The organism is Ideonella sp., from assembly GCF_041287625.1.
In the GTDB taxonomy this organism is placed as follows: Bacteria; Pseudomonadota; Gammaproteobacteria; order Burkholderiales; family Burkholderiaceae_C; genus Ideonella.
In genome coordinates this window covers 19,811-31,627 of sequence record NZ_JBGGNH010000037.1, presented here as the reverse complement: position 1 = coordinate 31,627, position 11,817 = coordinate 19,811, and the positions used below count along the sequence as shown (strand labels likewise).

The 11,817-nt window shown below is 67.3% G+C and carries 15 protein-coding genes; 2 read left to right on the top strand and 13 right to left on the bottom strand.

The features are described from left to right. Nucleotides 1–20 precede the first annotated feature (20 nt). Together ACAH41_RS14885 and ACAH41_RS14880 are read left to right on the top strand one after the other, a co-directional pair. On the top strand, nt 21–1,376 hold the full coding sequence (locus ACAH41_RS14885) for a cytochrome P450 (RefSeq protein ID WP_370538349.1): 1,356 nt from the start codon (nt 21–23) through the stop codon (nt 1,374–1,376). Between the two features lie 301 nt (nt 1,377–1,677). Then, nucleotides 1,678–3,336, top strand: a complete 1,659-nt coding sequence (locus ACAH41_RS14880) for a helix-turn-helix domain-containing protein (RefSeq protein WP_325654069.1) — start codon at nt 1,678–1,680, stop codon at nt 3,334–3,336. Nucleotides 3,337–3,345: 9 nt separating this feature from the next. Here ACAH41_RS14880 and ACAH41_RS14875 read toward each other — a convergent pair whose 3' ends face one another. From ACAH41_RS14875 to ACAH41_RS14815, 13 genes are all read right to left on the bottom strand, one after another. Continuing rightward, nucleotides 3,346–3,603 (bottom strand): hypothetical protein, encoded by a 258-nt coding sequence (locus ACAH41_RS14875; protein WP_325654067.1) that lies wholly within the window; start codon nt 3,601–3,603, stop codon nt 3,346–3,348. A 97-nt stretch (nt 3,604–3,700) separates the two neighbouring features. Beyond that, nucleotides 3,701–4,456 carry a GH25 family lysozyme gene (locus tag ACAH41_RS14870; RefSeq protein ID WP_325654065.1) on the bottom strand — a complete coding sequence of 252 codons (756 nt, stop codon included), beginning with the start codon at nt 4,454–4,456 and terminating at the stop codon, nt 3,701–3,703. 19 nt (nt 4,457–4,475) lie between these two features. Further along, entirely contained in the window at nt 4,476–5,621 is a 1,146-nt protein-coding gene (locus ACAH41_RS14865) for a hypothetical protein (RefSeq protein WP_325654064.1), read from the bottom strand. A gap of 21 nt (nt 5,622–5,642) precedes the next feature. Continuing rightward, nucleotides 5,643–6,533, bottom strand: a complete 891-nt coding sequence (locus ACAH41_RS14860; protein WP_325654062.1) for a hypothetical protein — start codon at nt 6,531–6,533, stop codon at nt 5,643–5,645. Between the two features lie 59 nt (nt 6,534–6,592). Then, on the bottom strand, nt 6,593–8,182 hold the full coding sequence (locus ACAH41_RS14855) for a hypothetical protein (protein ID WP_325654060.1): 1,590 nt from the start codon (nt 8,180–8,182) through the stop codon (nt 6,593–6,595). Between the two features lie 52 nt (nt 8,183–8,234). Further along, entirely contained in the window at nt 8,235–8,513 is a 279-nt protein-coding gene (locus tag ACAH41_RS14850) for a hypothetical protein (RefSeq protein WP_325654059.1), read from the bottom strand. Next, nucleotides 8,513–9,598: a hypothetical protein gene (locus ACAH41_RS14845; RefSeq protein WP_325654058.1), complete on the bottom strand. Its 1,086-nt coding sequence runs from the start codon at nt 9,596–9,598 to the stop codon at nt 8,513–8,515. Before ACAH41_RS14845 ends, ACAH41_RS14850 begins: the two co-directional genes overlap by 1 nt. Nucleotides 9,599–9,638: 40 nt before the next feature. After that, entirely contained in the window at nt 9,639–9,986 is a 348-nt protein-coding gene (locus tag ACAH41_RS14840; RefSeq protein WP_325654056.1) for a hypothetical protein, read from the bottom strand. 36 nt (nt 9,987–10,022) lie between these two features. After that, a complete protein-coding gene (locus ACAH41_RS14835) occupies nt 10,023–10,589 on the bottom strand; it encodes a RebB family R body protein (RefSeq protein ID WP_325654055.1) in 567 nt (188 codons plus the stop codon). Further along, nucleotides 10,586–10,819: a RebB family R body protein gene (locus tag ACAH41_RS14830; RefSeq protein WP_325654053.1), complete on the bottom strand. Its 234-nt coding sequence runs from the start codon at nt 10,817–10,819 to the stop codon at nt 10,586–10,588. Before ACAH41_RS14830 ends, ACAH41_RS14835 begins: the two co-directional genes overlap by 4 nt. 55 nt (nt 10,820–10,874) lie before the next feature. After that, complete coding sequence (locus ACAH41_RS14825) at nt 10,875–11,147, bottom strand: RebB family R body protein (RefSeq protein WP_141291256.1); 273 nt, start codon at nt 11,145–11,147, stop codon at nt 10,875–10,877. A gap of 89 nt (nt 11,148–11,236) precedes the next feature. Continuing rightward, the gene (locus ACAH41_RS14820) at nt 11,237–11,503 is read right to left on the bottom strand and encodes a RebB family R body protein (protein WP_141291254.1); all 267 of its coding nucleotides are present in this window, start codon (nt 11,501–11,503) and stop codon (nt 11,237–11,239) included. Nucleotides 11,504–11,540: 37 nt separating this feature from the next. Then, on the bottom strand, nt 11,541–11,810 hold the full coding sequence (locus tag ACAH41_RS14815) for a RebB family R body protein (protein WP_325654050.1): 270 nt from the start codon (nt 11,808–11,810) through the stop codon (nt 11,541–11,543). Nucleotides 11,811–11,817 lie beyond the last annotated feature (7 nt).

Here is an 11,817-nt window from a genome sequence, read left to right as displayed (position 1 = left end):
CTGGTGTTACCTTCGGGGTCATGTTGACGAGACCGCAAGCCGTTTGGCGCCAGGACCTGAGCGCGCCGCCCCTGCCGTATGACCAGTACCGCCACTGGCGCGAGGCTGGCCCGTTGCTGTGGAGCGAGGCCTGGTTCGACGGCGCCTGGCTGGTCACCCGCTACGCCGACTGCGAAGCGCTGCTGCGCGACAGTACCCGTTTCTCGGCCCGCCGCACCGGTGGCTGGGTCACGCAGCAGGCCAGCGAGCGCGGCGAGCTGAGCGAGTTCCAGCGCCTGTTCGCCCGCGCCATGCTGTTCGTGGACGCGCCGCACCACGGCCGCCTGCGCCAGCTGATGCAGCCCGGCTTCACGCCGGCGGCCATGCGTGGCCTGCGCAGCGAGATCGAAAGCTTTGTCGCGCAGGCGCTGGACCAGGCCGATGCGGCAGCCGCCGTGGGCCAGTCCTCCGACCTGATCGCGCTGCTGGCCCGCCCGCTGCCGGCACGTGTGATGGCGCTGCTGCTGGGCCTGTCCGACGAAGACCCGGAGCTGTTCAGCGTGGCCTCGTCCGACGACCTGGCCGCCTTCATCGGCGCGGCCCAGCCCAGCGAACTGCAGGCCCGCCGCGCCCAGCGCGCGATGCTGCGGCTGGCGCGCGGCTTCGAAGCCGTGCTCGAGACACGGAGCCCCCAGGGCAGGGCTGCGCCCAGCCCGCCCCCCGAGGGGGACAAGGAACCTTGGGGCGGCCCGGCGGTTCCTTGCGCGCCGGTGCAGGCCACGCCTTCCCCCGACCTGCTGGACCGCCTGCTGCAAGGCCAGGCCGAGGGCCGCATCACCAGCGATGCCGAGCTGCTGGCGCAATGCGTGATGCTGCTGTTCGCCGGCCACGAGACCACACGCCACCTGATTGGCAGCCTGGTGCAGACGCTGGCCAGCGACCCGCTGCGCTGGCGCATGCTGCGTGAGCAGCCTGACCTGATTCCACGCGCGGTGCGCGAGGTGCTGCGGCTGGAAACCCCGGTGCAATACACCGGCCGCCGCGCGGTGGCGGACGTGCAGTGGCACGGCCAGACCATCCGCCGCGGCGAGCTGGTGCTGGCGATGGTGGGCTGCGCCAACCGAGACGAAGCCCGCTTCAGCGAAGCCGAGCAGTTGGACCTGGCGCGCCAGCAGGGCGCGTCGCTGGCCTTTGGCACCGGTCCGCACGTCTGCATCGGCGCGGCGCTGACGCAGATGGAAGCCGAGGTGGTGCTGCAGCAGATGGTGCAGCGCTGGCACGAGCCGCCGCAACTGCTGGCCTCCCAGCCGGACTGGATTCCCGATGCGCTGTACCGCGGCCTGCGCAGCCTGCCGGTGATGCCGGCACGGCATGTGCATGCCCCATTGGTGCTGTAGCTGCAGGGCTGAGCAGACCTCATCGCCAGGCGCATCAGCTCATGCGTTGAGCCATCGTCAATCGGAGGCCGCAGGCGTCCTCCACACTGGGGGCGCGGCCTGTCAAGCTTGACAGGTCCGACCGCGCGCCGCAGCACCTATGCTGGATCCAGGAAGTTGCGCTGCAAGGCGCCTGCCCGTTGGTGGCCAGCCCTTGTGATCCTTGCTCTCCGCGCCGAGTCGCCGGGAAGCTCAAAAACATCACGTTGGGTCGACGGTGCCTGGATCAGAACGGGCGGTGCAAGCGACGGCGGGTCAAGCGATGGTTTCGACGGCGCAGGTCGACGCGCTGGTCCGTGGTGCCTATCGCCCGCATCGCGACTTGCCCGCGGTATTGAGCGGCCTGGCCTGCGCCTTGATGGCGCAGCTGCCGGTGCAGCATGGCAGCCTGGAAGTCAGCGGCGTGGGCCGGCTGAGCTTTCACGGCGAGCCTGCGGGCGGCATCGGCACCCGGTGGCACGACGCAGCGTGGGAGCAGGGCTGGCTGCCGCTGGACAGCCAGCCGCTGCCGGCGGCAGACGTGCAGACCGCGTTCACCGCCCACTACGCCGGCATGCCGATCGGCGAGCTCACGCTGGGCTGGCAGGCGCAGGCCGAGGGTGGCGCGCGGCATGTCGATTGGGTGGCGCATTTTGCCAAGCGCTGCGCCTACCTGGCGCACCGCTACCGGGTGCAGGCCTGGTCGCGCCAGCAGCTGCGCCGGGCCAGCCTGCTGGTGGGCATCAGCCAGCCGCTGCACGCACTGGAATGCTTCATCGAACGCGCGGCCGGCAGCGACCTGCCAGTGCTGCTGCACGGCGAGTTCGGCACCGAGAAGGCCTGGGCGGCCGCGGCCATCCATGTGGGCAGCCGGCGCAGTGCCGGCCCGGTGGTGGAGGTGCATTGCGCAGACCCTGCCGGCGAGCCGGCCCAGTGGCTGGCCAGCGCCCAGGGCGGCACGCTGTTCCTGAACGGCATTGACGAGCTGAGCCCGCGACTGCAGACCCAGTTGCACCGCCACCTGCAACACCTTTGCCCGACCCACCTGGGCGAGACCGCCGGGGCCGGCGGCGCACGCATCGTCGCCTCGGCCACCGCGGACCTGTGGCGCCCGGGCGCCGAAGCCGGCTTCTCCAGGGCCTTGCTGGCCGAGCTGGATTTCCTCGGTGCCGAGCTGCCGCCGCTGCGGGTGCGTGAGGACGACATGGAGGCGCTGATCAGCGCCACGCTGGAGCGCCATGGTTTCTCCGCGCCCCAGCGTTGCAGCGCCGAGCTTCTGCAGGCCTGCCGCGGCTACGACTGGCCGGAAAACGTCTCCGAACTGGAACGCACCATTGCCCGCCTCGCGGTCATGACGGACCAGCCGGCCATCGGCCATGCCGAGGTGCTGCAGCATGCGCCATGGTTGACGGGTGGCCACCGCGCGGCGGCGCCGGTGGAACCCGTGGCGCCGACCACAGCGCAGCCGGAGCAGTCCGCCAGCCTGCCGGCGGCAGCGGCCTTGCGCCCGCCGCCTGCCGCCGTCAGTTCACGGCCCACCGCCGCACCGCGCACGGCCGCGCAGTGGGTGCAGGTGGTGCTGGAGCGCCAGACCCGGGTGCTGGACACGGTGCATGCCGGCCTGCGGCGGGCGCTGGTGTTCCTGGCCGAGCACCATGCCGAGCCGATCGCGCTGGGCGAGCTGGCCGAGCAGGCGCATGTCAGCGCCTCTCATCTGAGCTACCTGTTTCGCAGCACGCTGGGCCTGAGCTTCAAGTCCTTCCTGCTCAGCATCCGCATCCATGTGGCGCAGCAACTGTTGCTGCTGGAGCCGCAGCTGCGCATCACCGAAGTGGCGTTGCGCGCCGGCTTTGCCGACCTCAGCCATTTCGAGCGCTGCTTCCGCCGCGCCATCGGCCAGAGCGCCCGCGAACATCGGCGGGCGCAGTTGGGCGTGGCCTGAGCCGCGGTCTTACTCCGCGGCGGCGCTGTTGTTCAGCTGGAAGGTCCAGCTGTTGCCCGAGGTGCCGATGCAAGTGAGGTCGCTGAACGACTGCTGGTCCGACTTGATGTTGTACGCGCCTTGCTGCTCGGGCGGGTCCTGGCCTTCGACCACGGTGCCGCCGCCGCATTTCACGACGGGGCCGTCGACGCTACCTTCGGCGCCGTAGACGATCAGCGCACCCAGGCCGGCGATCGTGATGGAGACATTGCTCAATGAGTTGGACATGGAGTACCTTTCTATGGGGATGTCGCGGCGCACGCACTGGCCCGGCCTGGCGCCGCTGGGCAGGCCGGGAGGGCGGAAAGAAGCCCTGGGGAATCGATCAGGGGGCCGGTGGCACCCGCAGACGGTCGAACTGTTGCGGCGTGCCGTTGAAGCGGCTCAGGTCCACCGCACCGGTGATGCCTTCGACGGTGCCGCTCTGGCTGTACTGCCAGAAGGTCCATTGCGACCAGTCCAGCGGCAGTTTTGGCGCCGGGTTGCCGCTGTATTCGGCCAGCCACAGGGGATAGGCCGAGAACCCGGCCAGGTACTCGCTGGCGAAGGACTCGCCGGTGTAGACAACGGGCTTCACGCCGTAGCGCTGCGCCATCAGCGTCAGCAGGCGTTGCAGGTCGGCCGACAGCCCCGGCAGCGACTGCTTGCTCAGCACTTCGATGTCCACCACCGGCGGCAGGTCGCCAGGCTGGAGCGCGCTGACCTGGGCGGAGAAGTTGGCGAACTGGCTGTCCGGCGTGTCGCTGGTGACGTAGAAGTGGTAGCTGCCCACCGGTATTCCGGCAGCACGTGCGCGCTGCAGGTTGCCAGCATGGTCAGGGTCCACGACGCTGGCGCCCTGCGTGGCCTTGATGAACACAAAACTCTTGCCGGCGGCCTTGAGGTGCGAGAAGTCGACCGCGCCGCCTTGCCAGTTGGACAGGTCGATGCCGGCGATGGGGGCGCCGGCATCGGCGGGCGCCGGGGCAGTGACACCTGCCTGGGCCGGTTGGCCGCTCGCGGCCACGTCGGGCGACGGCTTGTCGCAAGCAGCCAGGCAGGCGGCGAGCAGCAGTGCGGCGAATCGATGACGTGCAGGCATGGCCGGTGGTCTACGGGGGTTAACGCCTGGGCGTGCCGGCGGTGATGCGCAGAATCGCCGTGGGCTGAGGATGGGCCATGCCGGGGGGAAGCACCGAAACGCCAAGCACGATGTCGCCCGCGCTTTCACTCGGCCCCAGGGTCACCAATTCCACCTCTGCCTGCGTGGTGGCGCCTGTGAGCGCCGCCGGGCCCAGCACTGCCCAGCTCACCGTGACTTCGGACAGCGGCGGAGCGGTGCTCACGGCGTAGCGCTGGCGCCCATTCGCCGGCAATTGGGTGAGGGCCGGTGTGCCCCCAGGCGCCGTGATGGTGGTGGCGTAAACAGTCACCGGTATCACCGCATGGGCCTGGGCGCCGTTCATCAGCACGTTCACCGCCAAGCCATCGGCCCCTTCGGCTGAACTGGGTTGCACACCTTGCAGGACGGCCGCCGCGCCTTGCACTGCCAGGGCGAAACCGCCGCTGCCGGTCCAGAAAAGCTGGGCGTCATCGGGCGAAGGCAGCACCTGGACCTGGTAGCCCACCGGCAGGCCTACTGGCACGCCGCACAGGGGCGGGCCACCGTCGGCGCCCGTGATCTGCACGGCGCAAGTGATGAGTTGCTGCTGGGCCTGAGCGGTACCGCCGGCGAACCCAAGCGACACGGCCACCCCGGCATTGTTGGTGGCACTGTTGGCCACGACCGTGGCCGCCGGGCCGTTTGCATCGCCCATGACCTGCAGGTCCGCGCCCACCGTCCATTGCCACTGGCCTGCCTGGCCGGCCACCACGCCTGCTGGCAGCGTGCTGGCGCTGAGCACCCGGGTTTCGCCAACGCCCATCCAAAGGCTCTCGGCAGCGTCCTCCGCAGTCGGCGGCGCCATGGCGATGGCCAGTTCGAAGACGGTGAGGCCCAGGCTGGCCACAGTGGGCGATCCCTGGTTTTGCGGTGTGAAGGTCGCAGTGAGCACGCTGGCATTGGCCTGCTGCGACCGTTGCCGGGCGATGAGCGTGAGCTGGTCGGTGTCGGTCGCACCAGTGGTCGCGAGCGCCGAGGTGTCGCCGGACAAGGTCCATGCGACAGTGCCGGGTCCCTGCGGCAGGTTCGACAGGCGGTAGGTGGCCTGGGTGAAGGGTGCCAACGCGGTGGCAGGCGGGTTGCCGTTGGGATCGGTGATGTTCATTGGGGCTCCCATTTCGTTTCCTCACCACTGCACTTCGACGGTGATGATGCAATGTGGCGGGTAGGGCGTGACCACGTTCCAGGTCTGGGCCAGCCCCAACGCCATGCTGGGGCTGTAGGCCAGCACATGGCTCAGGTTGTGGGACGCGCCGGCGAAGTTCGGGAACAGGGCCGGGTTGTTGTTCAGGTCGGCGCCGGTGATGTTGAAGTCCCCGGCGATGACGATCACGTCGTTGGGCCCCGTGGCAGCCAGGTCCGCCTGGAACTGGTCCGAGTTCTGGAAGAACTCGAAGGCGGGATACATCCCGGGGCCGGTGAAGGGGTTCGCGACCAACCCGACGGTGGCCCATGTTGCGTTGAGCCAATTGGCCTGCAAATCGGCGTGCCAGGTGTAGAAATAGACGGTGTGCGCCACCGGTGGCATGCCGGCTGTCAGCGTGAACTGCTTGCGCACCGGCGCGCGGATGTTGCGCGCGGCCTGTCGCAGGTTGTTTTTTTGGCCCCCGCTGATGGGCAGCGCGGCGATGTACGTCTCGACCCCGTTGGCGGCGGGCATTGCCACCGGCGCGAGCGAGATGCGTGCGGCTGCAGCGGCCGGTGCCAGCGCACCCGGGCCGGCAGCGTCCCACGCCACAAGGTAGGCCCGGTTGACGCCCACGGCAAAAGGCTGGCCCGGCCCAAGTTCACGCACGTGGTCCGGCGGCACGGCAAAGGTGGCGAAGGGTGCGGCGCCGCTGGTCAGTTGGGCCCGGATCGTACCTTGTGGCACCAGGGCGACCTTGGCTTCCTGGATCGCCACAAGTTCGACGGCCGGCGGCGTGCCGTTGGTCATGTTCACGGCCGCCGCCAGTTGGGCACCGCGTCCGGCGGCTTCACCGCCTGAATTCCAGGTCGCAAGTCGGAGGCTGGGCATGTTGGTGCTTTCTTCGAGAGGAATTGTCGTGTTGCCGAGTCAGCGGGCTGGCCTTGAAATCAATTAAACCTGTGCTCGACAAGATAGGTGAAAGCGGGTTTGAATCGATCGAAGGGCGGGTACATGGTGTCGTATCGGCCCTCCCACGGCGGTGCGGATCGGTAGTGCAGAAACCTTCGCTCACTGCGCGGCGGCAATGTTTGCCACGACTGTTGCTGAGGGGTGAGGGAATTGATTCGCCAGTTGTGAAGAAAATCGGCCAGCGCTTCGCATACCTCCTTGATCTGCCCGACCAAGGGAGACCAGTCCCTGTTCAAATCGCTGGAAATGTTGGGCCGCTTTTGGGAAATGTTGGAATAGAACTCGTTTTCCAGCTTGCTGCCCAGGCTGAAACAGCTGTACCAAATGGCTGGAAGTTGCACCAGGCGCTGCACGATGGCAGCAATGAAATTGCTGGCCTGTTCGGCAGTTGCGTTGCTCAACACATCCCCAATGACGGACACCAGCGATGCCTTGAACCATAGTCCAGTCAAATCCTTCATTGAACTGTGATATTCCAACCAGGTGGCATCGCTTCCTGGCAGTTCGGAGGTTTCCTGCTCCGGATTGTCGAAACAGAGCACTTGGGTGGATTGCTTTTCGAATGCCTTGGTTTGCAGAAGAAGTTGATACGGTTCGCTGAGGGCGCCCATCGCGCCGGTCAAGGTTTTATTGACCATCACGTACAGTAACCCCATTTGCCTGGCCCTATCGAGCGTCCAGTGCGACGCGTCGACGTTGGTCGCGCCATCGCCGAAGATGGCATCGCCCAGCCAGGCAAAAACCTCCCAGATCAGTCGGCGCCAGAACCATGTGTCAAAGTCTTTTTGGATTTTTGCATCCGAGGTGCTGGGTGCGATTGGTCCGGTGCGCAGTTCAACTTCACGGTCGCGTGCTTGTTGTGTTTTGCTGATCGAGTATAGAAAATATCCGGCGAGCGTCATGGGCACATTGGCCTGAGAGGAATAGCCGCGCCCCCAATCCTTCTCGCTGCGGCATAAGATGGTGCTGGCAATGAACGGATCCCATTTTTCTCCTGCATTGGATGCGAGGCGGGCTCGTGCCGCAGCAATGTTGATGCCGTCATCTACGTTTTCAATGGATATTTGGGATTTCACCTTCTCCCAGCTGCTCATCTGGTATTCAGAGAAGCTGATTGTTTCATTCGAAACTGACAACTTTCTTTGTTGAAAGTAGTTGTTGGTAAGTTTTTGGAGGCGGCTCCGAATGTAATTTCTCCAATCACCCAAAGAGATGAATCTGAGGTTTTCCATTGGAACATCCACCGATTCTGTCAGCAACTGGCCGAGTTCCAGCTTGAATGCGTGTGCATCTTCCGGTTTTGCAAATATCAAAGGTTCCGTCACAAGTTCAAGAACGGAGCCAGAGTCTGATTCGACCAGCCACTTTCCAAAGCCATTGATCACCAAGCTCATCACTTCCACATGGGTGAAAGTGAAAATGGGGTTGTCGTGAGAGCAGAACTCGATTTCGAAGCCATACGTGTTGTTCGGCAGCTGTTCTGCACCGCGCACAAAATGGATTTGAACCTGCCCTGGCTGGTCCAAGACGAAGGTGATCTGTCCATTTCCTTCTCTGAGGATCTTCATTTTTCGTCTCCGCTTGCCATGGAAGCTCGGGTGCAGGCAATGGCCCGCGGGCTCATGGCCCGCCGACAGATGGCGCGGTCTGCTGCACCGCCTGGGACACGCTGGCTTCACTGGCGCGCAGGGCGGCGTCGGTCTCGGCCATGGTTGTTGCCATGGCCGTGGCACCAGTGGCCACTTGCAAGGCCGTGCGCAGTGCGGCGTCGGTTGCTGCGATGGCCGCGGCGATTTGCTGCTGTGTGTTGCGTACCGCGTCTTCAGCGGCGCGCATCGCAAAGTTGAGCGCCGCTTGAGCGGTATCGGGTGGGCTGGACGGAAGGGTGTCGTCGTTCATCACGTGTTCTCCGGTTCAGTGGGGGCCAGCGGGATGCGGGGCTCGGTTGGCGCGCTGCGCAGGCCGAATTCGCGCAGTGAGATCACGCCGTTGCCGCTGAGCAGCAGCTCGGCCTGCTGTTCGCCTGAGGACAGGCGGTAGAGGCAGGTGTGGCCGTCCTGGCCCATGCGGGCGTGGTGGGGGCGGGTGGCGGCCAGCAGGCTCTGGGCGGAGGCGAGGTAGGTGTCCACCAGGCGGCGGGCGGCGTCGCCGGTTTCGCCCTGGAATTTGGTGTGGCGCACGATCTGCATCAGGCCCTCGGACAGGCGCGAGAAGCCGACCTGCTTGCCGCTGGCGAGCCAGGACCCGACCGCCTGGCCGACCTCGGCGGGTGAGGGCAGGCCGTTGACTTGTGGGCAGTCCAGCGCGGCGAAGAACAGCGGCAGCAGGGTGTTCTTGGCATCCTCGGCCTGCGTGGCCCGCTGTTCGGGACTCTGCGGGGCGCCGGGCTGGGCGGCGAGCGCCTGGTAGAAGCCGAGGTAGTCGCAAAACTCGAGCGGCGTGCGGGCCTGCTGCACGGCAAATGTGGCGGCCTCGCTGGTGACGGCGTTGTCGCCAGCGGCCAGCAGCGGGTCGTTCATCAGCCGCACCAGGGCCACGCGGTCGAGGAAGTCCATGGCCTGGAAGACCGGCGCGCCGTCCACGCCCAGCTTGGCCAGCCAGGCCTGCGGCGCGGTGAGTTCGGCCTGGTTCAGCAACTGGTGTTCGGTGCAGACGCGGCGCAGCTGGGTGGCGAGCAGCGCGTTGTCGTCGTCGCCTTCGGCCTTGGCCAGCACGCGCAGGTCGGCCAGGCCCAGCGACATCAGCTTGACCGGACTGGCCAACAGCGTGAGCACCGGCAGCAGCGCCAGCGGCGAGCCGTGCAGGCCGAGCTGGACCTGGGCCAGCAAGGTGGTTTCGTCGGGGAAGTCATAGCGCACGGCGGTGCTGGCAATGGCCCAGGCGAGCCACTCCAGGCCACCGTCGACAAAGGCCAGCGCGAGGCGGCCCAGGTCGGACAGCGAGCCTGGCTGTTGGACCGGCCGGCCGGCGACGGAGACGGACATGGCGATGGCTCCTGTTGCGTTGTGCGTGCAAGCGGCTGGCTCAGCCCGCCGGGAAGCCCTTGAGCACGTTGGCCGCGGCGGTGCCCACGTTGCTGAAGTCGGTGGTGGCGTTTTGCATCAGCTTCTGCGCCTCGCTGATGGCCGTCTGGTACTTCGTGTCGCCGGTGGCCAGCAGCTGGGCCATGGCCACGCCGACGGCGGTGGTCGCAATGGTCGAGATGTTGCGCAGCGCGTCGGCCGCGTCCTGCACCGCGATGGCGGTGGACTGGGCCACCGACTGGTAGGCCTTGCCGGCGCCGCTGGTCATCACGACCTGCGGGCTCATCGTGGCCAGCTGGACCTGGTTGATGACGTCGATGACCTGGGCGTTGACCTTTGTCGGATCCATGGCTGCTCCTGGGTGGGCGGGGGCGCTTCAGCGGCTTCAGCTGCCGCTGGGGGGCGGGGCCGGGGCGGGTTCCGGCGCAGGTGCGGGTGCGGGTGGCACCGGGGCGGGGGCAGGCGCCGGTGCGGGCGGAGGCGCAGGGGCCGGCACTGGCGCCGCGGCGGCCTGGGCGAGTTGCTGCAGGTCGGCCTGTGCGGTGCTGGCGTCTTGCGAGGAATCGGTGGCCTGGGCCTGCAGCACCTGGATCGCGGTCTGGCCCTCGGCCAGCGCGGCGGCGATCACCACCGCGGGTGGCGGCGGCTCAGGCGGCGGGCCGGGCAGTGGCAGCACCACCGGTGGCGGCCCGGGAGGCGGCACGGGCGCCGGCGGCGGGCTGGGGAAGGGCGCCGAAAGCATCCTGGCGCAGGCCGCGGTGACGGCGGCCGAGCCGATCATGCTGGCGCTCTGCTGGCGGTTCACCGCGTTGTACATGGCCATGCCCAGCGTTTCCAGCAGCACGGCATCGAGCATGCCGTGGGCCTGCGAGGGCGACTGGCCAGTGGCCAGCGTGACGACGCTGCTGACGGCGTCGACGATCTGGCTGTTCACGCTGCTGTCGTCGGTCATGAACCGGCTCCCTTGTAGATGATCAATGCGAGGACCTGGGCCAGTGCGGCATCGGCCAGCACCTGGCCGCGCTGCTGGTTGGCCACGGCGTTTTCCATCGCCAGGCCGATGCTGTCGGCCATCGCGACATAGGTCATGCCCATGGCCAGCGCGGGGGCCTGGCCAATGGCGGCCAGCGAGCCGGCGGCGATGTCGCCACTCAGGCTGACGACGGCCGACGGGCGTGGCAATCAGCGGCTCCGCTGCAGGGCCCGGCCGGGCGCGAACCAGGCCGGGCTGCCAGCCTTACTTCAGGCCGAGGATCTCGGTCGTGGCGACGCCGGTGGACGCGGTGTCCACCGCCAGCAGCGTGGCCACGCCCTGGGTGGTCGAGGCCTGCATGGTCACGTAGGACTGCTGCTGGTTGTTGGTGGCGTTGTGCGCCGCGTTGGACAGCGCCTGGCTGGTGGCCACGAACAGGTTGCCCATCGCGATGGCAGGCGAGTCGCCCAGCACCTTGGTGTTGACCTGCGAGACGGAGTCGGTGATCTGGCTGTTGACGGCAGTTGGAAATGCCATGGTGAATGCTCCTTGCAGTTGAGGGAGGGAACGGTTGGAAACAGCGAGGGAACACGGGGCGCCTCAGCGCAGCCCGCGCGTCGCCCGGCTCAGCCGAGGATCTTCTTGGTGGCTGCGCCGGTGGCGCCGGTGTCCAGCGAATACAGCAGCGTGACGCCCATCGTGGTCGCGGCCTGCGCCGTGACGTACATCTGCTGCTGGGCCATCGTGGCGTTGTGGGCCGCGTTGGCCAGCGCCTGGGCAGTGGCCTGGTACAGGTTGCCCATCGCGATGGCTGGCGAGGTTCCGAGCACCTGGACATTGGCCTGCGTCACGGAGTCGGTGATCTGGCTGTTGACGGCGGTTGGAAAAGCCATGTGCTCAGCTCCTTGTCGTTAGCGGTGGGATCGGGGCTCAGCTGCCCAGGATGGTCTTGGTGGCCACGCCGGTGCTCGCGGTGTCGATCGCGTACAGCGTGGCCACGCCCATGGTGGTGGCCGACTGCGCCGTCACGTAGCTCTGTTGCTGGGCGTTGGTGGCGTTGTGCGCTGCGTTGGCCAGCGCTTGCGCGGTGGCCTGGAACAGGTTGCCCATGGCGATCGCCGGTGCGTCGCCCAGGACCTTGGTGTTGGCCTGGGTGATGGAGTCGGTGATCTGGTCGTTGACGGCGGTAGGGAAGGCCATGTCGATT

Bases quoted from the DNA above. Each gene is read 5' to 3' on its own strand.
- ACAH41_RS14885 (WP_370538349.1), top strand. From the start codon at position 21: ATGTTGACGAGACCGCAAGCCGTTTGGCGCCAGGACCTGAGCGCGCCG.
- ACAH41_RS14845 (WP_325654058.1), bottom strand. From the start codon at position 9,598: ATGTCCGTCTCCGTCGCCGGCCGGCCGGTCCAACAGCCAGGCTCGCTG.
- ACAH41_RS14865 (WP_325654064.1), bottom strand. From the start codon at position 5,621: ATGAACATCACCGATCCCAACGGCAACCCGCCTGCCACCGCGTTGGCA.
- ACAH41_RS14825 (WP_141291256.1), bottom strand. From the start codon at position 11,147: ATGGCATTTCCAACTGCCGTCAACAGCCAGATCACCGACTCCGTCTCG.
- ACAH41_RS14880 (WP_325654069.1), top strand. From the start codon at position 1,678: ATGGTTTCGACGGCGCAGGTCGACGCGCTGGTCCGTGGTGCCTATCGC.
- ACAH41_RS14870 (WP_325654065.1), bottom strand. From the start codon at position 4,456: ATGCCTGCACGTCATCGATTCGCCGCACTGCTGCTCGCCGCCTGCCTG.
- ACAH41_RS14855 (WP_325654060.1), bottom strand. From the start codon at position 8,182: ATGAAGATCCTCAGAGAAGGAAATGGACAGATCACCTTCGTCTTGGAC.
- ACAH41_RS14860 (WP_325654062.1), bottom strand. From the start codon at position 6,533: ATGCCCAGCCTCCGACTTGCGACCTGGAATTCAGGCGGTGAAGCCGCC.
- ACAH41_RS14840 (WP_325654056.1), bottom strand. From the start codon at position 9,986: ATGGATCCGACAAAGGTCAACGCCCAGGTCATCGACGTCATCAACCAG.
- ACAH41_RS14815 (WP_325654050.1), bottom strand. From the start codon at position 11,810: ATGGCCTTCCCTACCGCCGTCAACGACCAGATCACCGACTCCATCACC.
- ACAH41_RS14850 (WP_325654059.1), bottom strand. From the start codon at position 8,513: ATGAACGACGACACCCTTCCGTCCAGCCCACCCGATACCGCTCAAGCG.
- ACAH41_RS14875 (WP_325654067.1), bottom strand. From the start codon at position 3,603: ATGTCCAACTCATTGAGCAATGTCTCCATCACGATCGCCGGCCTGGGT.
- ACAH41_RS14835 (WP_325654055.1), bottom strand. From the start codon at position 10,589: ATGACCGACGACAGCAGCGTGAACAGCCAGATCGTCGACGCCGTCAGC.
- ACAH41_RS14820 (WP_141291254.1), bottom strand. From the start codon at position 11,503: ATGGCTTTTCCAACCGCCGTCAACAGCCAGATCACCGACTCCGTGACG.